The sequence below is a fragment of the Nonomuraea sp. NPDC048882 genome (assembly GCF_040649755.1).
Lineage (GTDB): Bacteria > Actinomycetota > Actinomycetes > Streptosporangiales > Streptosporangiaceae > Nonomuraea > Nonomuraea maheshkhaliensis.
Map to the genome: position 1 here is coordinate 549,254 of NZ_JBEZGB010000001.1, position 24,875 is coordinate 574,128.

At 72.6% G+C, this 24,875-nt stretch carries 16 protein-coding genes; 8 read left to right on the top strand and 8 right to left on the bottom strand.

Features of this window, described 5'->3' with window-relative positions; translation table 11 throughout:
• Entirely contained in the window at window positions 1-960 is a 960-nt protein-coding gene (locus AB0C27_RS02350; RefSeq protein WP_357836560.1) for a hypothetical protein, read from the top strand.
• Window positions 957-5,123: a hypothetical protein gene (locus AB0C27_RS02355; RefSeq protein WP_357836563.1), complete on the top strand. Its 4,167-nt coding sequence runs from the start codon at window positions 957-959 to the stop codon at window positions 5,121-5,123. Before AB0C27_RS02350 ends, AB0C27_RS02355 begins: the two co-directional genes overlap by 4 nt.
• Here the strand turns inward: AB0C27_RS02355 and AB0C27_RS02360 are convergent.
• Entirely contained in the window at window positions 5,113-6,297 is a 1,185-nt protein-coding gene (locus tag AB0C27_RS02360) for an Ig-like domain-containing protein (protein ID WP_357836566.1), read from the bottom strand. The genes AB0C27_RS02355 and AB0C27_RS02360 overlap by 11 nt on opposite strands.
• A gap of 163 nt (window positions 6,298-6,460) precedes the next feature.
• Here AB0C27_RS02360 and AB0C27_RS02365 point away from each other — a divergent pair, with 163 nt between their 5' ends.
• Both AB0C27_RS02365 and AB0C27_RS02370 read left to right on the top strand, forming a co-directional pair.
• A complete protein-coding gene (locus AB0C27_RS02365; RefSeq protein WP_357836571.1) occupies window positions 6,461-7,111 on the top strand; it encodes a hypothetical protein in 651 nt (216 codons plus the stop codon).
• Between the two features lie 92 nt (window positions 7,112-7,203).
• Window positions 7,204-8,721 (top strand): ubiquinol-cytochrome c reductase cytochrome b subunit, encoded by a 1,518-nt coding sequence (locus tag AB0C27_RS02370; RefSeq protein ID WP_357836574.1) that lies wholly within the window; start codon window positions 7,204-7,206, stop codon window positions 8,719-8,721.
• A 115-nt stretch (window positions 8,722-8,836) separates the two neighbouring features.
• Here AB0C27_RS02370 and AB0C27_RS02375 read toward each other — a convergent pair whose 3' ends face one another.
• Together AB0C27_RS02375 and AB0C27_RS02380 are read right to left on the bottom strand one after the other, a co-directional pair.
• On the bottom strand, window positions 8,837-12,103 hold the full coding sequence (locus AB0C27_RS02375) for a glucodextranase DOMON-like domain-containing protein (RefSeq protein WP_357836577.1): 3,267 nt from the start codon (window positions 12,101-12,103) through the stop codon (window positions 8,837-8,839).
• 150 nt (window positions 12,104-12,253) lie between these two features.
• Window positions 12,254-12,847 (bottom strand): TetR/AcrR family transcriptional regulator, encoded by a 594-nt coding sequence (locus AB0C27_RS02380; protein ID WP_357836580.1) that lies wholly within the window; start codon window positions 12,845-12,847, stop codon window positions 12,254-12,256.
• A gap of 94 nt (window positions 12,848-12,941) precedes the next feature.
• Between AB0C27_RS02380 and AB0C27_RS02385 the strand changes: the two genes are divergently transcribed.
• The 4 genes from AB0C27_RS02385 (at window position 12,942) to AB0C27_RS02400 (ending at window position 17,452) form a co-directional block, all read left to right on the top strand.
• On the top strand, window positions 12,942-13,688 hold the full coding sequence (locus tag AB0C27_RS02385) for an SDR family oxidoreductase (RefSeq protein ID WP_357836583.1): 747 nt from the start codon (window positions 12,942-12,944) through the stop codon (window positions 13,686-13,688).
• A 185-nt stretch (window positions 13,689-13,873) separates the two neighbouring features.
• Complete coding sequence (locus tag AB0C27_RS02390) at window positions 13,874-14,872, top strand: polysaccharide deacetylase family protein (protein ID WP_357836586.1); 999 nt, start codon at window positions 13,874-13,876, stop codon at window positions 14,870-14,872.
• A 132-nt stretch (window positions 14,873-15,004) separates the two neighbouring features.
• Window positions 15,005-15,661, top strand: coding sequence for a hypothetical protein (locus tag AB0C27_RS02395; protein ID WP_357836590.1), 657 nt, complete (start codon window positions 15,005-15,007; stop codon window positions 15,659-15,661).
• Window positions 15,662-15,985: 324 nt separating this feature from the next.
• On the top strand, window positions 15,986-17,452 hold the full coding sequence (locus AB0C27_RS02400; protein ID WP_357836592.1) for a PepSY domain-containing protein: 1,467 nt from the start codon (window positions 15,986-15,988) through the stop codon (window positions 17,450-17,452).
• Window positions 17,453-17,544: 92 nt separating this feature from the next.
• Here the strand turns inward: AB0C27_RS02400 and AB0C27_RS02405 are convergent, their stop codons facing one another.
• Genes AB0C27_RS02405 through AB0C27_RS02425 form a run of 5 tightly spaced genes read right to left on the bottom strand, consistent with a single transcriptional unit; the run spans window position 17,545 to window position 24,634 of the window.
• Window positions 17,545-20,322: a DUF5682 family protein gene (locus AB0C27_RS02405; RefSeq protein ID WP_357836595.1), complete on the bottom strand. Its 2,778-nt coding sequence runs from the start codon at window positions 20,320-20,322 to the stop codon at window positions 17,545-17,547.
• Window positions 20,319-21,434, bottom strand: coding sequence for an AAA family ATPase (locus AB0C27_RS02410; RefSeq protein WP_357836598.1), 1,116 nt, complete (start codon window positions 21,432-21,434; stop codon window positions 20,319-20,321). The genes AB0C27_RS02405 and AB0C27_RS02410 overlap by 4 nt, the downstream gene beginning before the upstream one ends.
• 10 nt (window positions 21,435-21,444) lie before the next feature.
• On the bottom strand, window positions 21,445-22,761 hold the full coding sequence (locus AB0C27_RS02415) for a VWA domain-containing protein (protein WP_357836601.1): 1,317 nt from the start codon (window positions 22,759-22,761) through the stop codon (window positions 21,445-21,447).
• Entirely contained in the window at window positions 22,758-24,143 is a 1,386-nt protein-coding gene (locus AB0C27_RS02420; protein WP_357836604.1) for a hypothetical protein, read from the bottom strand. Before AB0C27_RS02420 ends, AB0C27_RS02415 begins: the two co-directional genes overlap by 4 nt.
• Window positions 24,143-24,634: a hypothetical protein gene (locus AB0C27_RS02425; RefSeq protein ID WP_346103759.1), complete on the bottom strand. Its 492-nt coding sequence runs from the start codon at window positions 24,632-24,634 to the stop codon at window positions 24,143-24,145. Before AB0C27_RS02425 ends, AB0C27_RS02420 begins: the two co-directional genes overlap by 1 nt.
• Window positions 24,635-24,875 lie beyond the last annotated feature (241 nt).

Consider the following 24,875-nt stretch of genomic DNA (forward strand, 5'->3'; position numbering starts at 1 on the left):
ATGTTGTCGGAGCCGCTGCGCTACGAGCTGTACGGGCTGCGTCACGGCAACCCGTACCGGATCGAGCCGCTGGACCCGCTGGCCCGCGCGGGCGACCGCTCGCTGCTGGTCGACATCGACGGGTTCGTCTCGACGGACGCGCTAAGGACGTACCTGCGCCGGACCGTGGAGGCGGGTGAGTCGGCGTTCGTGGTGGTCAGCGGCCGTGACTACACCGGTCGTACGACGATCGCCAACCACGTGCTCGACGTCTACCGGCAGGTCAGCGAGCTCGACGACCGGCTGCTGGTCAGCCGGATCAAGGTGGGCCACAACCGCGACTTCGAGTGGGTGAAGGAGGCGATGGTGGAGCTGCAGAACGAGATCGAGGAGGCCGACCTGACGCTCTCCCCCGCGTTGACCGAGTCGCTCAACACGATCGAGGGCATCGACGAGGGCGTCTACCAGAGCCGCTACCGGGGGCTCGCCCGGCGGTTGCACGGGGAGCTGGCGGGGCAGGCCAGAGGACGGTGCTCGTTCGGGGTGGTGTTCGAGGGCCTGCGGCAGACGAGCCTGGTGGACGCGATGCGGAAGGTGTTCAAGAGCAGCCGGTCGATCGCGGTGTTCACGCACGGCGACTACAAGCACGCCAACACGCCCTCGTACGAGGAGCTGAGCCGGTTGGACGTCCATCTGATCAAGCTGGAGCCGCTGAAGGGCGAGCAGGTCCGCTGCCTGGCCGAGGAGCGGTGGCGGGCGGCCTCGGCGCTGCCGAGCCCGTTCCCGCCCGACAGCCTGGAGACGGCCTGGCCCGCGCCGACGCCGATCAAGTCGGTGGTCAAGACGCTGAGCCTGCTGCTGGACATCCGGCTCGGCTCGGCCGCCGACCACGGCCCCTGGCCGAACAACACCGAGCTGGAGATCCCGCACCGGTTCATGTTCTTCATGATCAGGATGCTGAACGAGCTGGGGGCGTCATGAGGACGGCCACCGGCAACCCGTTCCCCGCGCGCGGCACCATGAGCATGGAGGAGCAGGTCAGGGACGCCGACATCCTCGACGCCCAGATCACGGGGCCGACCGTCGAGCTGCCCGCCGTGGCCGGCCTGACCGCGCTGGTCCGGCAGTACCTGGAGCATCCGTCCTGCGGGCAGGTGGCGTTCCTGCACGGCGAGCACGGCACCGGCAAGACCCACACGATCAGGTACGCGCTCGGCGGCGAGACCGGCGCGCTCCGGCTCTACGCCAAGGCCCAGGACGGCGACTTCCGCGCCCTCTACCAGCGACTCATGAGCCAGGTGGGCCGCGACCGGCTGCGCGAGCTGAGCCGGGGCTTCCAGGCGGTGCTGGCCGGCGAGGAGGCGGGCCTGCGCCGGCCGCCCGATCCCGGGCGGGCGGAGCTGCTGTTCACGGAGCTGCTGGTGGAGCCGGGCGCGGTGCTGGAGGCGCAGGCCGACGAGCTGGGCCGGGTGACCGACGACGGGCAGGAGTTCCAGCGGGCGCTGACGTCGCTGCTGGAGCCCGCGATGGAGGAGGCCGCGTTCGCGTGGCTGGCCGGGCGGGAGATCACGCCGACGGACGCGGCGCGGCTGGGCGTGTCAGGACCGATGACCGACGCCAACCAGTGCCGCCACGGGCTGCAGTTGCTGACCGCGCTGTGCGCCAGGGTCGGGCGGCCCGTCATCATCGTGGTGGACCAGTGCGAACGGCTCGTCCTCGGCCGGCCGTCGAACCTGGGGGTGCTGCACTCGCTGGTGGAGCGAGTCCCGCAGGAGGGCGGGATGCTGCTGCTGTCGGGGAGCGGGGCGGGGTGGGAGGCGCTGCCTGACGACCTGCGGCAGCGCTTCGGGGCCAACCACCTGGAGACGGGCGTGCTCAGCCCCGATCAGGCATTCGCCCTGCTCGGCGCGTACCTGGAACGGGCTCGCGTCCCCGGCATCGGGCCGGCCAGGCCGAACGGCGGGCTGGGCGGCGGGCCAGGCGGGTGGACCGGCCGGCCGGGCGGGTCGGCCGGACCGGGCGGTTCGGTCGGCTCGGGGAGCGGGATCGGGCCGTTCACGGAGGAGGGGGTGCGCGCGTTGCTGCGGCTGAGCGGCGGCAACGTGCGGGCCTTCCTGCAGCTGGCCTGGCGGGCGTTCCGGCTGGCCACGGCGGGGGGTGATCGCGGCACGATCGACGGCCGCTTCGCCGACCGCGTGCTCGGCACGGGAGCCGCTGCCCGGCAGGCCGCGGACCGGGCGGTGGAGGCGTGGCTGCTGGACGAGCGGGCCGGATACCGGCGCGACTGGCGGGACGGCGACGTCGCGGCCGACTACGCGGTCCTGTCGGCATCCGGACCCCGGCTGCTGGTGCGGATCGTGGACGCCGTCTTCACCGCACGGGAGGCGGCGGACCTGGCCGGCCTCATGGAACGGGTGCGGGCACGGGGCTGGCCGGCCAGGATCGTGCTGGTCGTCGCCGGGTACGCCGCCCCCGAGGCGCTGGCGCTGCTGGAGCGGGCCGCCCACGAGGTCGTGGTGGTGCGCGGCGAGCGGGACCTGGACCGGCTGCGCGGGACGGTCAGGCCGCTGGTGCCCGACGCGGGCGAGGTGTTCGACGGGCTGCCGTATCCGGGCGCCGAGCCGTTCTCCGAACGGGACGCGAAGGTGTTCTTCGGGCGCGAGGAGGCCGTCAGGGAACTGGCCGGCCTGCTGTCGGAGGCACGGGAGCCGGTAGTGGTGACCGGGCCCACCGGTGTGGGGGCATCGTCGCTGGTCCGCGCCGGCCTCCTGCCCGCCCTGGCCGAGAGCGGGCCACGGGGCACGCGATGGCACGGCCTGGTCCTCACCCCCGGCACCGCCCCACTGAACGAGCTCGCCGCGTCATTGGCCGGCCTGGTCGATGGCCTGGACACCGCGACCGTGCTCGCCTCACTCCGCGAACGCCCAGCAAGCGCCCGCTCCGTCGCCACCCAAGCCATCACCGCCCTCCCGAACGCCACCCTCCCCAGCACCGCGCTCCCGGGCGGCAGACTGTCCGGCGATGGCCGGCCGGGCAACGGACCGACGGGCAGGGAGCTGCGTGGCGAGCTGCCGTCGGGCGGCGAGCCGTCCTGCCAGGGGCTGGTGCTGGTTGTGGAGCGGTTCGAGGAGGTGCTGGCCGGGGCCGTGTCCGGTGATCCTGACACGGCCGCGTTCGTCGCCGCGCTGCACGCCATCGCCACCGGCCCGCACGCCGCGCTGGTCGTGGTCGTGGTGAGCGCACCCTTTGCCGGTCGGTGCGCGGCCTTCCCCGAGCTGGCCGGCCCCGCGTACGTGCTCGGGCCGATGGGGCGCGGCGAGTTGCGGCGGGCGATCACCGGCCCGGCGGAGGTGGCGGGGCTGGCCCTGGAGGAGGGGCTGGTCGACGCGGTGCTCGACGACCTGCGCACCCCGCGCGGCGCACCGGAGCCGGGTGCGCTGCCGCTGCTGGCCAAGGCGATGCACACGACCTGGTGCCACCGCGAGGGCCACCGGCTCACCCTGCGCGGCTACGCCCAGACGGGCGGCATCCGCAGGGCGGTGGTCGACGCCGCCGAGTCCGCTTACCTCGCGCTCGACGTCCCGCGCCAGGCCGTCGCCCGTACGGTGCTGCGCCGGCTGGCGGCGATCTCCCGTGACGGCCGGATCCTGCCCCGGCGGGCCACGCTCGAAGGGCTGCGGGCCGAGCACGTGGACGCGCCCGGCGACCTCGACGCGGTGCTGCGGGCGCTGGCCGCCGCGCGCGTGGTCGTGGTGGACGCGGACGCGGTGCGGATGGCGCACGGGTGCCTGGCCGAGGACTGGCCGCGGCTGCGGGAGTGGTTCGAGGAGGACCTGTCGGGCCAGATCCTGTACGACCAGTTGCTGGACGACGCCGCCGCCTGGATGGACAACCGGCGCAATCCGGCGTTCCTCTACCGGGGCACCAGGCTGGCCACGGTGATGAAGGCACGCGGGCGGTGGGAGGAGAGCGGCGAGCTGCCCCTGGACGACCGGGCCCGCCTCTTCCTCGAGGCCGGCGACCGGGCCCGCAGGAGGCGCAGGACGGTGCGCGGGACCGCGCTGCTGGCGTTGCTCGTGACGGTGCTGGTGGCCGGCCTCAACGTGGCCAGCCTGACCACGGCGGAGCGCCGGTTGCGGATCGTGCGGGACGACGAGGTGTCGCAGGGGCTCGCCGAGCAGAGCGCGCTGGTCAGCGATCCCGCGCTCTCGGCGCTGCTGGCCGCGCTGGCCTGGCGGGTCAGCCCCACCCCCGAGGCTCGTTCCGGGCTGCTGCGGGTGCTCGGCTGGCCGGCCAGGAGGTCGTCCTACCGTCTGGGTGAGCAGGCGCTGGCGCTGGCGTTCGACCGGGCGGGTGACATCGTCGCGGCCGAGGCGGGCAAGGACGGCGTACGGCTCACCGGGGTGCAGGTCCGGCGGAAGCCGGCCAGGATCGGCGGGGCCGGCTCGGTGGCGGCGTTCAGTCCCGACGGGCGCACGCTGGTGGTCGGCGGCGGCGCGGGCGTGCGCGTCGTCGACCGCCGCTCCCTGGACGTGCGCGACCGCATCGCCACCCGCGCCAAGCCGTCGTCGCTGGCGCTCAGCCCCGACGGGCGCACGCTGGCGCTCGCCGTCGCCGGCGGGGTGCAGCTGGTGGACCTGGGCACGAAGGAGGTCTCGATGCGCCTGAACGACAACGAGCCCGTGCTCGCGTCGGCCTTCAGCCCCGACGGCAGGACCCTGGCGACCGGCAACGCGGCCGGCGTGGTGCGCCTGTGGCACGTCCGTGGCGGCGACCAGCCCAGCGCGGCGCTGCTCGGCCACGTCAACCCCGTCACCTCGCTCACGTTCAGCCCCGACGGCAGGACGCTGGCGACCGGCGGCGCGGACGCCACCGTCCGGCTCTGGGACCTGGCGAGCAACCGTGCGATCAGCGTCTCCCCCACCGGCGAGCGCAGGACGGTGACCGCGCTGGCCTTCGCCCTGGACGCGCGGACCCTGGCCGGCGCCGACGACGGGGGCCGCGTACGACTGTGGGACGTCGAACCGCCGGCCGACCTCGTCGGCGGCGCCTGCGCACTCGCCCGCCGCGACCTCACGCCCGTGGAGTGGGCGAAGTACGTCCCCGCCGAGGTCGAACGCCGCAAAGCCTGCCCTACCCGTTGATCGGCTTGCCCAGGGCGCTGCCCGCCAGCCACGCCTCCCACGACTTGGCCCACGGCGTCGGCCCGTTGCCGAAGCGCAGCTTCCTGGAGGTGCCGGTGACCTCGATGATGTCGCCGCGCTGGGTGAAGTCGTAGAACCACCGGGCGTTGGCGGGGCTGGCGTTGACGCAGCCGTGGCTGACGTTCGAGCTGCCCTGCGCGCCGGTGGACCAGGGGGCGGCGTGGAAGAAGGTGCCGCTGTAGGTCATCCGGACGTTCCACTTCGTCTTGATGCGGTATTCGCCCGGCTCACCGATGGTGGCCGAGTCCATGACGATGTCGGCGGCCTTCTCCTGCGCGATCATGACGCCGGAGTAGCTGTCGTCGCCCGGCCTGCCCAGGCTGACCGGGATGGTCTTCACGACCTCGCCGTCCTCCCGTACGACCGCCCGGTGGGTCTTCGCGTCGACCTTGGTGATGTGCTCGGGCCCGACGGTGAAGCTCAGCCTGCGGTCCTTGGTGCCCCACACGCCGGCGCCCGCGCGCAGCCCGGCCAGGTGCGCGACGACCGTCACCTTCTGCCCGACCGGCCAGTACTCGCGCGGCCTGAACTGGACCTCGCGGTCGCTCACCCAGCTCCACGCGCCCTCGACGGGCCGCGACATCGTGACGACCAGCGACCGCTCGATCGCGGCCCGCTCCCTCTGGCCGGGGATCGGCCGCGACAGCAGCAGTTGCACGGGCATCCCGACGCCCACCTTCTCGCCGTCGAGCGGCGACATGCCGCTCTCCAGCACCCGCCTGGGCTTGAGCGTGGTGAACGTGGAGCGCCCCGTCACCTGCTTGCCGTCGGTGCCGGTCGCCTGGGCGCTGACCGTGTACGCCGTCGAGGGCCGCAGCGGCCATCGGGGCCGCCACAGGCCGTCGGCGCCGACGGCGCCCTTGACCGGCCGGCCCCTGGCATCGGCGACGGCCAGCTCGCCCAGTTTGCCACCGGTGACCTTGACGCCGATCGCGGTGTCGGGGGCGACCTTCTTCGTGCCGTCGGCGGGCGTGATCGACAGCTTCGCCACCGGGGCGCTGACCTGCGGGGGCCGGTCCGGTGATCCGCCGCCCGACGAGGTGCATCCCGCGGTGACGAGCAGCGCCGCCGCCATGATGCTCGCGAGTGTCTCTCTGGTCCGGCCGTTCCGCATCCCTGATGCCTCCCGCGCCTGACATATAGGCAGTTATCCACATTAGTTCGTTATCGGAGATCCGGCGGACTCCTGCCCGTATCGGCTTCAGCCATGCGGACCGGGGGCGCGGCGCGTGTCAATGATCTTGATCCGGTGTTCGGCCGCCTACAATCATGGGCCGGTGGACTACTACCTGATCTCCCCGACGGCGGGCGACCCCTCGCCCGCGGCCCTCCTGGTGGAGGAGTTCGTCCTGTGCGACGACTACACGGCGGCCGGCATCGACGGCGCCGAGTGGCAACCGGAGATCGGTGCCTGGTCCGCCTCCGCGGAGCTGAGCCGGGCCATCAGGGCCGACAGCTCCCTGCGGGGGCGGGTGACCCCGGTGAGCAGGCAGGAGGCCAGCGCCGCCTTCGCCCGCCTCGGCGGCGGCGGGCTGCCGGAGGAGGCCGGGCTGCGCACCCTCTTCCAAGAGCGCCGGCACCTGCCGACCACGGCCCCGCTCAACCTCGGCTCCGGCTCGGGGGCGCGCCGCTACCGGATCCTGTTCGCCGGGGAGCTGGGCGAGGACGGCCTGGCCAACGCGCGCACGGCCCTGCGCCTCGAACCCACCGACCATCCCCGCGTGGTCGGCAAGGCCAGCGCCAGCTCCGGCGGCCACGGCTTCACCTGGGAGCTACGCCGCATCGGCGCGGGCATCGCCTGGTGCGTGGACGTGACCGCACGGCTCGGCTCCGGCCCGGTCACCGCGCTCGGGGCGCTGCTGCACCATCACCGGCAGGTGGTGCGCGAGCAGGGCCTCATCCCCGTCACGGTCGAGCGGTTCGCCTGAGCGGAAAATTTCACCGGCCGGTGAGTGTCACATTCGCGGCGTCTATCCCGTCTTGTTGCTGAAGGAGCAATCAAGTCGTATGCGGGGTGGCGATGAAGGGCAGCTCACTGGCCGGAGCCTTGGACGACCGGCTCGGCGGAGCCGGATTCCTGAAGAAGGCGATGCGGAAGATCTTTCCCGACCACTGGACGTTCCTGCTGGGCGAGATCGCACTGTACGCGTTCGTGGTCATCCTGCTCACCGGCGTCTTCCTGACGTTCTTCTTCAAGCCGTCCATGCAGGAGGTCGTCTACAACGGCAGCTACGTGCCGCTGCGCGGCGTGACGATGAGCGAGGCGTACGCGTCGTCGCTGGAGATCAGCTTCGAGGTGCGCGGCGGCCTGCTGATGCGGCAGATGCACCACTGGGCCACGCTCATCTTCCTGGCCGCGATCGTCGTGCACATGCTGCGCAACTTCTTCACCGGCGCCTTCCGCAAGCCGCGTGACCTCAACTGGCTGATCGGCGTGGCCCTGTTCGCGCTGGTGCTGCTCAACGGGCTGTTCGGCTACTCGCTGCCGGACGACCTGCTGTCCGGGGCCGGGCTGCGCATCCTGCACGGGGTGATCATCTCGGTGCCGCTGGTGGGCACGTACGTGGCGACGTTCCTGTTCGGCGGGGAGTTCCCCGGCGAGGACATCGTCTCCCGCCTCTACAGCCTGCACGTGCTGCTGATCCCCGCCCTGCTGCTCGTGCTGCTGCCGCTGCACGCGGTGATCCTGACGTGGCGGCAGACGCACACGCAGTTCCGAGCCAAGGGGCTGCGGAACGAGCAGGTGCGCGGCGCGCCGTTCTTCCCCGCGTTCCTGGCGAAGACGACGGTGTTCTTCCTGTGGGTGACCGGGGTGGTCGCGCTGCTCGCCACGGTGTTCCAGATCAACCCGATCTGGCTGTACGGGCCGTACCTGCCGAGCACGGTCAGCGCCGGCTCGCAGCCCGACTGGTACATGGGCTTCCTGGAGGGCGCGCTGCGGATCATGCCGCCGTGGGAGTTCACCGTCTTCGGCTCCACGGTGACGATGAGCGTGCTGATCCCCGCGCTCGGCGCGCCCGGCCTGCTGTTCACCGTGCTCGCGCTCTACCCGTTCGCCGAGCGGTGGATCACCCGCGACCACGCCGTGCACCACCTGCTCGACCGGCCGCGCGACGTGCCCAAGCGGGCGGGGCTCGGGGTCGCGGGGATCATGTACTACGGCGTGCTCTGGCTGGCCGGGGGCAACGACCTGATCGCCTCGAACTTCCACATCTCGCTCAACGCGACCACCTGGATCTTCCGCGTCCTCATCGTCGCCGGGCCGGTGCTGGGGTACGTCGTCACCCGGCGGATCTGCCTGGGGCTGCAGCTGCGCGACCGGCACACCGTCGCGCACGGGGTGGAGACCGGGGTGATCGTCCGCGGGCCTGAGGGTGGCTTCACGGAGATCGAGCGGCCGGTGACCGAGGAGGAGACGGCGGTGCTGGTGCCCGCGGCCCTGCCCGCGCTGCCGCCCGCCCCTTCCGCCGACGGCGACGTGCCGCCCCCGGCCGGGGAACGTGTCCGCCGCACACTCCAGCGCTCGTGGCCCGGCTGACCATCCGGGACCGGCCACCGGCGTTCCGGATCACCGGTCCCGTGAGACGTCCCCGGGCGGCAGTCCCGGCCGCCGCCCGGGGGCCAGTCCGGTCCGAGCGGCGGTCCCAGGCGGCTCAGGGCACGGTGACGGCGGGCACCTCGACCGGGCCCGCGAGCGGGTTCAGCACGTCGGCCTGCGACTGCCCGTCCGGTACGAGCACGTCGAGCGCCTTCGGCACCGTCCCGGGATCGACCGCGCACAGCGGATCCGTGCCGCCCTCGGCGCAGACCCCGAACTGGAACGGCTGCGGCGTGGCGGCGAACCCCCTGGCCTGGTCGGCGCTGAACCCGTCCTGCCCGGTGAGCACCACGGCGAAGCGCCACCCGGGCCCCGGCGTGCCGAAGACGGCCCTGGGCAGGGCGATCGTGATCGTCCGCGTCGTGCCGGTGGCGCGGACCGCGGCCCCGGCCCGCGCCACGCCGTCGGCCGTCACCCAGACGGGAGCGGCGAAGCCCTGCGCCTCCACCCGCTGCGTCCACGCGTCAGGCCCGGCGATGCGATGGTTGCGCTGCGGGAAGGCCGGATCCGTCGAGCGCGCGGCCACCGCCGGGTCCTGGACGTACACGTCGAGCAGCTGAGCCCCCATCTGGTTGCCGAAGGTGGCGGTCAGGTCGCGCACCTCGGCCCGCAGGTAGACGGTGGTGTCGTCGGTGATGACCTGGAATCTGCGCAGGTCGAACGCGCCGTCGTGGAAGTCGGCGGCCGTCGGGTAGACGTACGTGCCCGGGCCGTCGTCGTCCCCCTCCGGATCGCTCACGTCGAGCACCGTCGTGGCGCCCGCGATGTCACCGACGACCGAGCGCCGCGCGTAGGCGTTCCTGCCGTCCGGCGTGGCGGCCGTCACGGTGAGCACGACCTCCCCGAACGAGACCGGCGCCGCCACGCTGAAGGCGCCGTCGGAGCCCGCACGAGCCGAGACCACCTGCGTCGGCGCGCCCGTATCGACGGGCGTGGCGGCCACCTCGACCCGCGCGCCGGGCGCCGTGGTGCCCTCGACCTGCACCGACGCGCCGGCCACCGCGGTGCCGTCGGCCGGGGCGGTGACGGTCAGCGGGACCGTTCGCGGCATGGTCGCGTAACGCTCGCGTACGACGCCGGGCTGCTCGACCGGCCTGCTCGACCCGAGCGACAGGATCAGCCGCACGGCCTGCGCCTGCGCCCACGTCAGCGGCGAGGCCGAGCCCGCCGGGCCGCCGTCGCGGAAGCCGATCGAGGCGACGGCGGGATCGCTCCCGTACGGGGAGGCGGGCAGGTCCTGGTTCTCCCACGCCTGCTCGGGGATCAGCCCGGTACCCGAGGACATGGCGCGCATGGCCGACAGCAGCGCGGAGGCGGTGCCCTGGTCGCGGGTCTGCAACGCCTGCTCGGCCCGCTCGCCGGCCAGCACCGGCCACACGTGCCCCGAGCCGGCGTTCCCGGTCGGCCATGGTTTGCCCGACGGCGTACAGGAGGTGGGGTCGGGCTCGTGGCAGTCGCCGTAGCCGTCCTCGGTGCCGGGAGTGTCGGATCCGTACCGGTACCAGCCGGGGCCGCGGGCGGTGTCGCGCCTGATCACCCGGTCCACGACGGGCAGGCTGGCCAGCACGTCGGGGTCGCCGGGCGGCAGGATGCCGAGGCGGGTCAGCTCCAGGAAGCCCGCGTCCACCACCCGGCGCTGGTCCTCGGTGGGGCCGCCGTTGCCCAGGTTGTACGGCGCCGCCGCGTCCGGATCGCCGGTGCGCGACAGGCGCAGGAAGTAGCGCGGCGCGTACGAGCCTGTCGTGGTGACCGTCCATGCCTTGACCGAGCGGGCGAAGTGGTCGGCGGTCGAACGGTAGAGCGCGGCCCTGGCCCGGTCGCCCTGCCTGGCGGCGATCTCCCCCGCCGCGACCAGCCCGGCGATCTCGGCCGCGATCGTGGACGGCGAGTAGCCCGACTGCTCCTCCCAGCGCTCCACGCCGAACGCGGGCCCGCGCGAGAGCACGAAGTCGGCCGCCGCCCGCACCCTCGGCCAGAGCTTCGCGTCGCCCGCCAGCCCCGCCTGGTAGGCCATCAGCAGCGGGTAGGCGGTCTCGTCGAGCTGGTCGCCGCCCGAGTCTGGGGCGAGCTCCCCGTTGAGCAGCGAGTTGCGCGGCAGCCGTCCGTCCGGCAGTTGCTGGCGCTCCAGCAGGAAACGGACGGTGTCGCGGGCGGTCGCCACGTCGCCGGCGGCGAGGAAGCCGGTGAACGCCTCGTACAGGTCGCGGGCGAACACCTCGCGGTAGGAGCCGAAGTAGATCGCCTTGCCCCCGACCAGCTCACCCGCCGAGATCGCCTGGCCCCACGGGCTGGCCAGCGAGGCCACGACCGCGCCGGGGAACGTCTTGTCCTCGCTGGCCTTGAGCACGTTGGCCGACAGCCGGTAGAAGTCGCCGAGCGCGTTCGGCGGCCGGCGCAGCCCGGCGTCGTAGGCGGCCCAGCCGGACTCATAGCGGGCGCGGGTGGCCTCGAACGAACGGCCGGCCGCCTCGCCGGCGATGCGCAGCGCGGCGGCCTTGGTGCGGCCGAAGCCGAGCGCGAACGTCACCTCGCCCCTGCCGTCGATGGGCAGGCGGGCGGTGGCGACCACGTTGCCCGCCGGGGCGTCGGTGTAGGGGGTGAGCCGGCGGTCCGCGTCGAGCTGGGCGGCGCCGTCGCCGGGGGTGCCGGCGTACGCGACGCTCGCCTCCTGCAGCCGGCGTTCGGCCCGCAGCGCCAGGTGGGTGGGCACGGCGTAGTCGCGGGCCGGGGCAGAGGTCTCGGTGCCCTCGTCCCAGATCACGGGCGCGCCGGTGGCGCCGTCGATCGTGCCGCTGTCGGCGCCGCCGTTCGGCCGGCCGCCGCCCCCGTTGCCGTTGACGCTCGCGTCGAGCCGGACGTAGAGCCGCAGTCCGGCGGGCTGGAGCCGGGTGCGCACCACGACGGCGTCGCTTCCCGGATCGGTCACGTAGGTGGTGGTCAGGCGGTAGCGGCCGTTCCTGCTGACCGAGGTGATCGTGCAGGTCATGCCGGAGCGGTCGGTGCTCACCTGGTAGGTGGTGTCGCGGGCCTGCAGCTCGGTGAACGTCCTGCCGTCGGTGACGACGAACTGCATGGTCTCGACGTTGGTGTTGTCGATCGTCGGCTCGTACACGTCGGACAGGACGCCGCCCGCGACCGTGTACCAGACCTTGGAGGCCCGGCCGGTGGCGGTGCCCACGCAGTCCTTCCTGGCCAGGCCGAAGTGGGAGCCCGCACCCGGCCCGCCCGGCGCGGGGGCCCGGGCGAGCACGGGCTCGACGGGGATCGTCACGAGGGCGGCGGTGACGAGCAGGGCAAGGACGGTGCGGCGGATCGCGAGCATGCCAGGGCTCCCCTCCCGACCCCGATGGAACGAGACAAGACCAGCCCCGGCCCCCTGTCAAGCCCGCACGCCGCGATAGGGACGTCCACGGACGAACGGACGGCCTTCGCCGAGGCGGGGTTGCGCGAGGTCGGCCACACCTGAGCGAGTTCAGTCGCCGGAGGGGTCCGGCAGGAGCTGGGCCGCGAGCGATCGTGCCGTGGCCAGGAGTGTCTCCGTGTCCATCCCGGTCCTGCTCATGAACACGAGCCCCTGTTGCGCAGCGAGCAGGGCCCGTGCCAGGGCGATCGGATCCGCGTCGGCCGGCAGGTCGCCCTCGCGCTGGGCGCGGGCGACGCAGTCGGCGATCAGCGCGGTGGACGTCTCGTAGGTGCGGTGGGCGTGGTCGAGGACGTCCTGATCGTGGTTGCCGAGCTCGCAGGTGCTGTTGGCCATCAGGCAGCCGCGCCGCGTGCCGGCCGGGTCGTCGACCGGTGACTCGATGAGCATGCGCAGGGCGTCCAGGGCCCGTGGCGTCTCGGCGAGGGCGCGCCGCAGGTACCCATGGCTTTCTTCGGTGTAGCCGCGCAGCGTCCGGAGGAAGAGCTGACGTTTGTCGCCGAAGGCCGCGTACAGGCTGCCTTTGCCCAGGCCGCTGACCCGCATCAGGTCTTCGAGGGAGGTCTCGGCGTAACCGGCGTCCCAGAACTGATCACGGATCGCGTCGAGCACCTGTTTCTCGTCGAACGATCGCGGACGTGCCATGTGAACAGGATACGAGTTCTTGACCGTGCGGTCCACCATCCTTATTGTGGACTGCACAGTCAAGAAAACCGTTATTTGAGGAGTGGCGAAGCACATGGGGAAGCTGGACAACAGAGTGGCCATCGTGACCGGCGGATCGCGGGGGATCGGGGCGGCGTCGGCACTGGCGCTGGCCGACGAGGGAGCCGACGTGGCGATCAGCTATTCGTCCTCGGCGGATCAGGCCAAGGCCGTGGTCGCCGAGCTGGAGGCGAAGGGCGTGCGCGCGGCGGCCTTCCAGGCGGACCAGTCGGACGCGGCCCAGGCGGCCGGCCTGGTCCACAGCGTGGTCAAGCAGTTCGGCAGGCTGGACATTCTGGTCAACAACGCGGGCGTCACCGTGGGCGTCCCGATCGACAGCGAACTCGCCGACGAGTCCGCCTTCGACCGCCAGCTCGCCGTCAACTACACCAGCGTGGTGGCGGCGATCCGGGCGGCGTTCCCGCTGCTGCCCGACGGCGGGCGGATCATCAGCATCAGCTCGGGCGTGGGAACGCGGGTGGGCTTTTCCGGGATGACCGACTACGCCGGCACCAAGTCGGCCCTTGAGGGCTACAGCCGGGGCGCGGCGCGCGACCTGGCCCACCGGGGCATCACGGTCAACGTCATCCAGTCCGGGTTCGTCGACACCGCGATGAACCCCGCCGACGGCCCGGCCGCGCCCGTCTTCCTGCCGACGACGGCGATGGGGCGGTACGGCAGGCCGGAGGAGATCGCCGCGGGCGTCGTCTTCCTCGCCAGCCCGCAGGCCAGCTACGTCACCGGGGCGGTGCTGCGGATCGACGGCGGTTACGGCGCCTAGCCCGGCCGCGACGCCGACGGCTTCCCTGGTCGAGATGTCGTCCCCTCCCCGACCGCTTCATCCGGAAAGCGGCCTTCCGCGAACCAGGTGCGAACGGCGACAGTCCAACACCTTGGAACGATCCTGGCGCTCGCCGGGGTCGTCGCTCAGGGGGCGCACCGGGGGCGGTGCGCGAGGGGGCAAAAATGAACATCGGCACAAACCCGCGCCCGCCCGCAGGGGCCGGGGCGCGACGGGGGACGGCGGGGTGGTTCGCCACGACCGCCTTGCTGACGGCGGCCTGTGGTTACCTGACCGCCACTCCGGACCCGGCACAGGCCACGTCCGGAACGGCACAGGCAGAGCGGCGCGTGGTGGGCGCGACACCGGATTCCGCCCAGCCCGAGACCCGGGAGGCCGGAACAGAGGCCAAAGCTGGGACCTGGACTGAGGCCAAAGCGGGGGCCGGGGTGTCGCCTGCGGCCTTATCGGTCGCTGTGCGGGAGGCGTGGGCGAAGGCGGCGGGGGCGGTGGAGGCCGCGGGGGCGGCCTCGCTGGCGCCGGTGCTGGCCGCGATCAACGGCGCCACCGCTGAGCAGGCCAGGCCGGTCGACTGCCGCCGGGCCAAGTGCGTGGCGCTCACATTCGACGACGGGCCGGGCAAGTACACGGACGCGCTGCTGCGCCACCTGGCCGCCTACCGGGCGCGGGCCACGTTCTTCGTTGTCGGCCAGAACGTCGCCGCTAGCCCGGGCGTCGTGCGCAGGACGTACGCGGCGGGGCACGAGATCGGCAGCCACACCTGGTCGCACCCGGACCTGACGAAGCTGTCCGCCGTCCGGGTGCGGTCGCAGCTCGCCCGTACCGACCAGGCGATCAAGGCGGCCATCGGGGTCCGGCCGAAGCTCGTCCGGCCGCCGTACGGCGCGTTCAACGCGACCGTCCGCCACCAGACCAGGCGGCCCATGGTGATGTGGAGCCTGGACACTCTGGACTGGCGGTCGCGCGACAGCGCCAAGGTGGCCCGCAAGGCGCTGCGGTCGGTGCGGCCGGGCAGCGTCATCCTGTTCCACGACATCCACCCGTCGACGGTCCGCGCGATGCCACGGGTGCTGCGTGGCCTGTCCAAGCGCGGCTACCGCTTCGTCACCGTCAGTCAGCTTTACGGAGGTCACCCGCCCAGGTTGGTGTACGGCGCCCAGTGAGCATACGGGCTCCCACCTGCGGCTTCGATCCACCGGCCGCGCCGTGGGCGGGCGTTGACCCGAAAGTTCGTCGCGTTCGGTGAACCGCACCCGCGAACCCGCCGTATCTGTCGGTGTGAGCGGTGAACGCGCATGAGCCCCGACCAGAAAGGACGCGGCACCGGCAGCAGGGACACCGCGCAGGCTGGCCGGCCCGGTCTGCGCGGGCTGCGGGCGGCGGTGTTCGCGGCCGTCTGTGTGCTCGCGGCCCTGGGCATGCATGTGCTGGCCGGCGGCCCGATCGCCGGTCTCGGAACCGTGCTGGCGGCCACGGCGGTGACGGCGGCGGGCGCGTACGTGCTGGCCCGTCGCAGACGCTCCCCCGGCACGCTGCTCACCGCCTCCTTCGCCGCCCAGTACGGGATGCACCAGCTGTTCACGGCGGGCGAAGCCTCCCTTTCCTCCGTGCTCTCCTCCGGCGGCGCCGAGCACGACTCGCACCTGTTCACCGGCCATCATGAGGACGGCTTGTTCGCCTGGGCGGGCATGCTGCTGGCTCACGCCCTGGTAGCGGCGGTGTCGGCGTGGTGGCTCGATCGCGGTGAGACGGCGCTGGCCGCGCTGCTGCTGTTGCTCGGCTGCTCGTTGCGCGAGCTGCTGTGGGCGCTGCTGATCGCCCGCGACGCCGCGCCCCCGGCGTACTCCCGCATCGCCCGCCCGATCACGGCGGACCGCGCGAACGTCCGCGATTCCCAGGTGCTGGCCTGGGCTCTGTGCCGCAGGGGACCGCCCTGCCCGGGACTGGACTGACCCGACCTCTCATCGGTGCCCGGCCGCACATTCTCGCCGGGTACGTCCGTCGGCGGCGCAGGCACGGGCCTGTACGCGCGCCGCACGGTTCCCCTGCCTGGATTCGGCGCATATGCCGGCTCCGCGCGACTCCCTGTCGCCCGGTTCTGGCGTCCCCGCCAGTTCTGCGCGACCCCTTGTCGCCCGGTTCCGGCGCGCACGCCGGTTCCGTGCGGCCCCTTGTCGCCCGGTTCCCGGGCATACGCCCCTTCCACGCGGTCCCCCCTTGCCCGATCTCGGCGCGCCCTCGTTCAGCTACGCGCGCCGGACGGAACGGAGCCCTTCATGACCTCGGTCGAAACCCGTACGGAAGCCACCGCCCCCGTCCCCTCACCCCCGCCCACCTCGTCCGCCTCCCAGCGCTACCGGGTCGTCTGGCGCTGGCACTTCTACGCCGGCATCTTCGTCGCCCCCGTCCTGCTCGTGCTGGCGATCACCGGCTCGATCTACCTGTTCAAGGAGCCCTTCGAGGAGTGGCGCTACCAGGACGTACGCACGCTGGCCGAACCCGCCGCCACCGCGCGTCCCCTGTCGGAGCAGATCGCCGCCGCCCAGCAGGTACGTCCGGGCACGCCCGTCATGTCCGTCATCCCGCCCACCTCCCCCGACCGCACCACCCGCGTCATCCTCCAGGGCTCCGACACCGGCCCGTTCGCGCAGGGCGTCTCGGTGTACGTGAATCCGGGCACGGCGCAGGTGGTCGGGGAGATCGACGACGCGGCCACGTTCATGCGCGTCGTACGCACGATCCACGGCGAGCTGATGTCAGGGACGATCGGTGACCGGGTGGTGGAGATCGCCGCCTGCTGGGCCCTGATCCTGGCCGCGACCGGCACGTACCTGTGGTGGGGCGGCCGGCGCAAGCGGGTCAAGGCGGCGCCGGTCAGGAAGGTGCGGACCGGTCGCGCGAAGCTGCGCCGGCTGCACGTCACGGCCGGGATCGGCGGGGGCGCGGTGGTCGTGTTCCTCGTGCTCTCCGGCCTGCCGTGGTCGGGCGTGTGGGGCGACGGGCTCCAGCGCATCCAGGACAGCACCGGCTCGACGACCCCGAGCGCCGACGACTACCCCCACACCTCCACGCCCCTGTCCGGCGACCTGTCGGCCAACCCCGACGCCAAGGTGCCGTGGGCGGCCGAACGGCTGCCCGTGCCCCCCTCCGATGACGCGCACGCCGGGCACGGCGCGACGCACGGCGGGCTGCAGCCGGGAGCGCTGCCCGTCGAGAACGCCCTGGCCGCCGCCAGGCCGGCGATCCGGAGGTGCCCGCCGAGCGAATGTGACGTCAAGGTCCTGCTGCCGGACGGTCCCAAGGGCGTCTACACGATCGTGACCGACCCGCGCCGCGACCCCGCCGACGCGCAGACCCTCCACGTCGACCAGTACAGCGGGAAGGTGCTGACCTCGTACGGCTGGAACGAGTACGGCGTGCTGGCCAAGGCCGTCGAGCAGGGCGTCGCGCTGCACGAGGGCCGCCGGTACGGCGTGGTGAACCTGCTGGTGATGCTGGGAGCCTGCCTGACGATCATCACGCTCGTGGTCACCGGGACGTGGATGTGGTGGAAGCGCCGCCCGCGCGGCCGCGCCGGCGCCCCCGCCCGCGCCACGGACCGGCGCACGGCCTACGGGGTGATGGTCATCATGGCGGTGCTGGGACTGCTGTTCCCGCTGGCCGGGATGACGATGATCGTGGTGCTGCTGGTGGACTGGCTCCTGGTACGCCGGATCCCCAGGCTGTCCCGCGTCTTCGGCTGACGCCCCTCCTGAGCGCGTACCGGCTCATGACAGTGCTGGGCGCGACCCCGTTCTGAACGGGATCGCGCCCAGCGCTCGTGCGCTACGGCAGGTCAGGACAGCAGACCGGCCACCGCCAGCGCCGCCTCCGGATGCCCGGTCAGCAACGCGCCCACCTCGGGATTCCCGACCGGGCCGCCGTCGGCGCCGGGTGCAGACCACTCACCCGCACACCCGAGCACCCCGGCCACCGCGTCGCACGCGGCCGGATGCGCCAGGAGCAGCTCCGCCACCGGCCCCGACGCCACCGGAGCGGCGCCGGCAGTGGCGGCGGGCTTGGGACGGGCCTCCCAGGGCGGCGTCCAGGTGTCGGCGGCGGTCAGCGAGCCGGGGAACGTGCGCCCGGCCTCGCGGACCAGCACCGGCACCAGCTCCGCCGCCCCGTCGCGGAGCGTGGTGATCAGCTTGGGCAGCCAGGGCAGCAGCACGCCGTCGGGCAGCCGTCCGAACGCCTTGGAGATCACCTCCACCACGAACCCCGACAACTGCGGCACCGGCTCCATGGCCTGCACGAACCCGATGATGTACTGCGGGAACGACGGGATGACCAGCGGGTTGGCCAGCAGGTCGTCCGCGCGGGAGCGCAGCTCGGCCAGCGGCAACAGCCCGAGCTGGTGCCGGGCCGCCCACAGCAGCGCCACCTTGGCCGGCGCCTCCGGGTGCGACTGCTGCACGGCCAGCTCCAGCTGGGCCCGGTCGCAGCCGAGCGCCAGCGCGAGGCTCTCCATCGAGAACAGGAACCCGAGCATGGCCGACACCTGCCGCACCCCGGTGTCGTCGTCCACGAAGGCCGTCGGCAGCAGCGTGCAGTAATGTGCGTATCCGCTGGTCGCGAACGCCTCGCACCAGGCGGGCAGCTCCGGCTCGGCCGTCCGGTAGTAGGCCATCAGCCGCCGGATCCGGCGCAGCACCTCCGGCGCGTCGTCCACCGTGCGCTCGGCCGCGAGCAGCTCCACCGCCCGCGCGCCGAGCTCGTCGGCGAAACGCCGGCTGCCGAGGAACAGGATCGCGTCCTCGACCGCCGCCAGCGCGACGGCCGCGGTGGCCTTCTGGTCCCACACCGAGCGCCGCAGCCGCTGCTCCAGCACCTGCTCGATGGTGACGCCCTCGTAGCCGAGCTCGATGATCGAGCGCTGGTGCTTGCCGAACGACAGGTCCCAGCTCTCCTGGATCGAGCGTTCGCCCAGCTTGCGCTCGCCCATGATGGGCCGTACGGCGTCGTCGGGCAGCAGGTGACGCAGCATCCACAGCAGGTCGGAGCAGGGCACCAGGTCGGGCTCGGCCTGCAGGTTGAGCAGCGCCCGCTGGATCGTGCGCTTCTCCAGGTCGAGCCCGAGCGGCGCGAGCCGGTCGTAGACGTTCCTGGCCAGCGGCGGCAGCGCGTCGTAGCCGACCTCGCCGACGCGGTCGCCGCCGAGCAGGATCTCGCACAGCCGCCGCACGTCGCGCCGACCCGGCACGGAGTCCTTCTCGATGCAGGTGACGGCGGCGTCCTGGAAGTCGTACGGGGTCGGCCTGGCCCGGTTGCGCATGCCCGCCAGCAGGATCGAGGTCTCGTAGACCGCGATGGCGTCGGCGGTGCTGGCCAGGTAGCCGTTGCGCCGGGCCAGCCGGACGATGTCCACCGACCAGCCGAGCAGCTCGGCCTCGTCGAGCGCGTCGAGCGCCGGCGGGCTGGACAGGAACCCGGTCAGCTTGTCGGCCACGTCACCCTGCGGGACGGGCGCGGGCAGCTTGGCCGGGCGCTTGCGCGCGCTCTTCTGACCCTGGAGCTGGAACGGGGTCAGCTTGCCCCGCGTGAGCGCCTTGGCCCAGGTCGCCGCCGCGATCGACACCGAGCCGGGAGCCAGCCCGAACTGCGCCTCGATGGCCGAGTGGCTGGACGGGATGAGACCGTACAGCCATTTGGTCTCGGTGCGCGGGCTGATCTCGAACGGCGCCTCGGACCTGACGCCGAACTGCTCGACGTGGCTGGCGGCGTGGAAGGCGCCGCACACGTACAGGCAGTCGGCGGGGTCGGCGCCCGAGGCGGACAGGTGCTCGCGCATCCTGGTCCACATGTAGCGCTCGCGGTCCTCGTCCACGGCCAGCCGGTCGCCGCCGGGGCCGAGCCGGCGGAACAGGCTGCCGATCAGCACCATGACCTGGCGGTAGGTGTCGTAGTCCGCCCCGGACAGGGGCTGCTCGACGTACTGGTCCCACCACTCCGACCAGTGGCGCACCTTGCCGTGGTGCAGCAGGTGCTCCTCCAGCTCGGCGAAGCGGGGGCGCAGGTCGCCGATCTCGACACCGACCGCGTCGCCGTGCAGGCCCGCCTCCTCCTCCTTCTTGCCGGCGGCCTGCGGCTCCTCCCCGGGAGCCCACTGGAAGACGTGGTCGGTCGAGCGGTCCACCAGCACCAGCTCGACGCCCGGGGTCTCCAGCGCGTACGAGATGGCCTGGTATTCGGCGGACGCCTCCGTGATGGGCGCCACCACGCTGAGCGGCGCCCACGACTTCGGGAAGCCGTCGATGTCGGTCGCGAACGCCTGCAGCGCCACCGGCAGCCGGCAGTTGCGCAGCTCGGTCAGCAGCGGCTGCAGGTCCTCGCAGAGCTCCAGATAGATGACCTTCGGCTGCTTCTCCCTGAGCCTGCGCACCATCGCCAGCGCCGAGGCCGGCGAATGGTGGCAGACCGGGAAGATCTCCAGCTCCTCGCGCAGCGCCCGGTCCACGTCGTCCACCAGGCCCGACAGGATGCCGGGCACGGCGACGGGACCCTCGGCGAACTGCTCGGCCGCGCCGAGCAGCTGCTCGCGGAGCGAGCCGAAGGGGCTCGGCTGGCCGATCATGAGAGCGTGGCGATGGCCTCGCGGCCGCCCTCGAGGAACTCCGGCCACTCGCCGCCGTCCTTCTTGCTGCGCGGCTCGACCACCCCGTGCCAGTACTTGTTGAGGATCGCCAGGTCCTCGGGGCTGCGCCGGGCCAGCGAGCCGACCAGCGACCCGGCCAGCGTCTGCGCGCGCAGCACGCGGTCGCCGAAGAAGTGGCTGTGCAGGATGGCGTCCTCCAGCACGCCGATCTGCTCGGCCGTGGACAGCGCCGACTCCAGCTTGTCGTCGTCGCTGGTGGCCGAGGACGCCGCCGAGCGCAGGTCGGCGAAGCTCTGCAGCAGGATGTCCAGCAGCGTGGGCGGCAGGTCCAGCTCGATCCGGTGCCTGCGCAGCAGCTCCTCGGTACGGAAGCGGACGATCTCCGCCTCGCTCTTCTTGTTCGTCACGACCGGGATGCGGACGAAGTTGAAGCGGCGCTTGAGCGCGGAGGACAGGTCGTTGACACCCCGGTCGCGGCTGTTGGCGGTGGCGATGATGGAGAAGCCGGGCTGGGCGAAGACGATGTTGTCGTCGTCGAGCTCGGGGATGGAGACGTACTTCTCCGACAGGATCGAGATGAGCGCGTCCTGGACGTCGCTGGTGGAGCGGGTCAGCTCCTCGAAGCGGCCGATCACGCCGCCCTCCATCGCCGTCATGATCGGCGAGGGGATCATCGACTCGCGCGACTGCCCCTTGGCGATGACCATGGAGACGTTCCACGAGTATTTGATGTGGTCTTCGGTGGTGCCGGCGGTGCCCTGGACGACGAGCGTGGAGTTGCGGCAGATGGCCGCGGACAGCAGCTCGGCCAGCCAGCTCTTGCCGGTGCCCGGATCGCCGATCAGCAGCAGGCCCCGGTCGGAGGCCAGGGTCACGATGCTGCGCTCGACGAAGCTGCGGTCACCGAACCACTTCTGCGGGATCTCCCTGTCGATCCCGTCGGCGCGCTCGGAGCCGAGGACGAACATCCGGATCATGCGGGGGCTGAGCCGCCACGTGAACGGCTTGGGGCCGTCGTCGATCGACTCCAGGTAGTCGAGCTCCTCGGCGTACTTCACCTCTGCGGGGGCACGCAGCATATCGTCACTCATTCGCGGTCTCCTAGGCGAGGAAGTTCTTGAGCTCGAACACGAGCTTGCGGACATGGCCGGAGAGCACAGGCGTGCCCATGGCCTTGAGTTTCTGGCGGTACCACGGGTCGACGCTCTGACTGCCTGAGCTGTTGACCGAGCCGACGGGGATGAACTTGACCCCCGACCGGTGGATCGCCTCGAAGTCGGTGATCAGTGAGCGGTTGTCGTAGAAGTCGGAGATCCACACCATCGCGGTGTTGCGCGGATCGGCGATCTTCGGTCTGGCCAGCGCCATCGCGACCGTGCCGTTGGTGCCGCCGCCCAGCGTGGTGCGCAGCAGCACCTCGAACGGGTCGCTCACCCACGGGGTCAGGTCGAGTGCCCTGGTGTCGTAGGCGATCAGGTGCACGTCGACCTTCGGCAGGCCGGCGAAGATCGAGGCCAGGATCGTGCAGTTGACCATGGCGTCCACCATCGAGCCCGACTGGTCGACGACCACGATCACGCGGGCCGGGGTGGTGCGGCGGGCGGTCTGCTTGTAGAAGAGCCGGTCCACGTAGAGCCGCTGGTCGTCGGGGCTCCAGTTGGTGAGGTTCTTCCAGATCGTCCGTTCGATGTCGAGGTTGCGGTAGACCCGCTTCGGCGGCACCGACCGGTCGATGACGCCCGCGCTGGCCTTCTCCACCTGGGTGCGCAGCACCTCGGCGACCTCGTCCACGAACCTGCGGATCAGCGCCTTGGCGTTGGCCAGCGCGACGCCCGACAGGTTGGACTTGTCGTGCAGGAGCTGCTCGATGAGCGACATGCTCGGCGTCAGCTGCTTGGCCAGGGCCGGATCGGCCAGCACCTCGCGCAGGCGCATGCGCTTGACCAGGTCGCCCTCCAGGCCGGCGAGGACCTTGGCCAGCTCTTCGTCGCCGACGCGGTGGCGCAGCCCGCCAGGCTCGCAGCCCATGCCGCGCTCGAACCAGCCCGCGTCCTGCTTCCAGCTCTGCAACTGGCTCGCGCTGACGTTGCCCGAGCCGGTCGCGAACACGTTGAGCAGCAGCTTGGAGACCAGGGCCGCGCGGCGGACCTCGTCGCCCTCCTCGTGCTCCCGCTCGGTCATCAGGCCGTCGAACTGAGCGGCCAGCTCGGGGAAGCGCTGCACCAGGTTGTCGACCGACACCCCTGGGTCGAGCAGCGCGGGCGGCAGGCCCAGCTCGCCGACGATGCCGACGCTGGCGTTCTCCAGCGAGGGCTGCTCGTCGGGGCTGAACAGCCGCGACAGCAGCCGCCAGTAGAGCACCTGACGCTTGGTCTGGTCGGCGCTCTGCGTGACGGGGGTTGCGGGGGTCTCGGTCATTTGCGCAGCAGCCGTCCCGCTCGTTCCCGCAGTACGGCGACCACGTCACCGTTCTTGGTCTCGGCCTTGGCCGCCTTCGGGTCGGTCGGGCCCTTGGCCCAGTCGCCGTTGTGCGCCGCGACCGGCTCCTTCTTGACCACCGACTGCACCGCGAGCGGCTGGAGCGACCACTGCCCGCCGTCCCAGCGCAGCAGGCCCACGCAGGCCGTCGAGGCCTTGAGCAGCGCGGGGGTGAGCGGGCCGCAGGACGGCAGCCGGTCGAGGTCGAACGCGAGCTTGCCGCCGCCCAGGGTCAGCGTGCGCCCGTCGGTCTTGTAGCCCTCGACGAAGACGGGCTCGGCGATGCGCACCGGATGGCGGTCGAGCGGCGTCACCGGCGCCGCCGTGGCCCCGCCGAGCTGGAGCCGGGCCGTGGCGAACGGGTCGGCCTCCGCGCCGGGACGGGCACGGTCGTCGTGCCACACCAGGTCGCCGCCGGGCAGCAGCGGCATGTCGGTGATCTCCACGCTGCGGTGCTCGGCCAGCGCGGCCAGCAGCGCGGGGTGGCCGCCGAGCAGCCGCCACACGGTCGGGCCGACGATCGTGTCGACCTTGGCGGCGGCCACGCTCGTACGGACGAGCCTGGCGGGCGCGCCTCCCGACGGCTCCAGCACGGCGTGCACCTGGACGCGGACGACGGTCGCGTGCTCGTGCACGTCGGCGCCCAGGATCAGCAGCCGGCCCGACACCTGCTCGGCGCCGCCCGGCCACGGGCCCTGCTGCGACAGCAGCATGGCGCGCGTCCACAGGTCGGCCCAGCGGCGGGCGGGCAGCCGCTCCATCGTGGCGATCGGGCTGGAGGCCCGCAGCTCTGTCGCCAGGCCGTCGAGCAGCACCGCCAGTCCGCGCAGCCCCGGCACGGCCAGCAGCGCCTCGATGGTCTGGTCGGCGGAGGCGACCAGGTCGTGATCGACGCCGCGCCAGCCCACGATGGCCAGCTCTCGCAGCCAGATGCGGCATCCGGCGAGCAGGTTGGCCGGCGCCTCGCTCTCGCCCGCGACCGGCTCCCAGGCGGCGCGGGTGCGGCCCAGCGCCGTGTCCAGGCGGGCGAGCAGCGCGTCGTGCACCGCGCCGAACAGCGCGGCCCGGGCGCCGGCCAGCGCCGCCAGATGCTCGTCCGCGACGGAGCCCGCGCTCACCTTCTCCACGGCCTCGCTCACGCGCCCGGCCAGCGGGGTGCCCGCCAGCGCGCCCGCCAGGGCGGCCAGCGCCGCCGCCGGCTCCTCGCCGATCCTGGCGAACCCGTGGGTGAGCGCCGCGTCGAACCCGGCCACCACGTCCAGAGCCGCGCCGGCCCCTGCGGGACCGTCCGCGATCAGCTCACTCAGCTGTACGTCGAGCATCAGCGCACCGCCCCCGTCGCCGGGAACCAGTGCAGCTCGGTCAGCGGGTCGGTGCTGTCGGGCACCTCCAGGTAGGCCAGGTGGCGCAGGAACCGGCTGAACACGACGGCCGCCGGCGTGCGCTCGACATGACCGTTGATGTGCTCCATCAGCCGCTCCCCCTCAGGGACCTCGACCCGCAGGTAACGGGCCACCCGGTCGAGCCCGTACTGCACGACCGCCTCGTCGGCCAGCGACCTGATGTGCTTGCACGCGTAGCCGTGCAGCGCGCCGCACGGCCGGTTGTTGTTGGTGCTGCAGCTCAGCGCGTGATCACCGGCGCTGATCGACGAGACGTAGACCCGCTCGATGTCGGATCCGCTCGACACGACGCCCTGCAGCCGGCCGTCGGCCAGCTCGACGAAGGGCACTTTCGCGAGCTTGCGCGGCTCCACGGGTGGCACCACCCGGAGCACACTGCGCTCTTCCCACGCGGCATTGTCCGCGTCCACGGCCTCAGAACCTCCCGCCCCTGCCGGCTCGCGGGACGGGCGGACATGCCCGTGCTCTCCGCGACCGGCTGATCGAATGATCCGGGAACTTACTAGAGGGCACCGACAGATCGGGGCCAAACGATCAAAGCGCCAGGCCCGCGCGGCCGGGGGCTGTCGCGCCGCGTCCGGAGCCGGCGATCGCGCGATCCGGCGGCCGTCCTGGCCAGCACGACCACGGGTGGATTGTTCATAATATTGT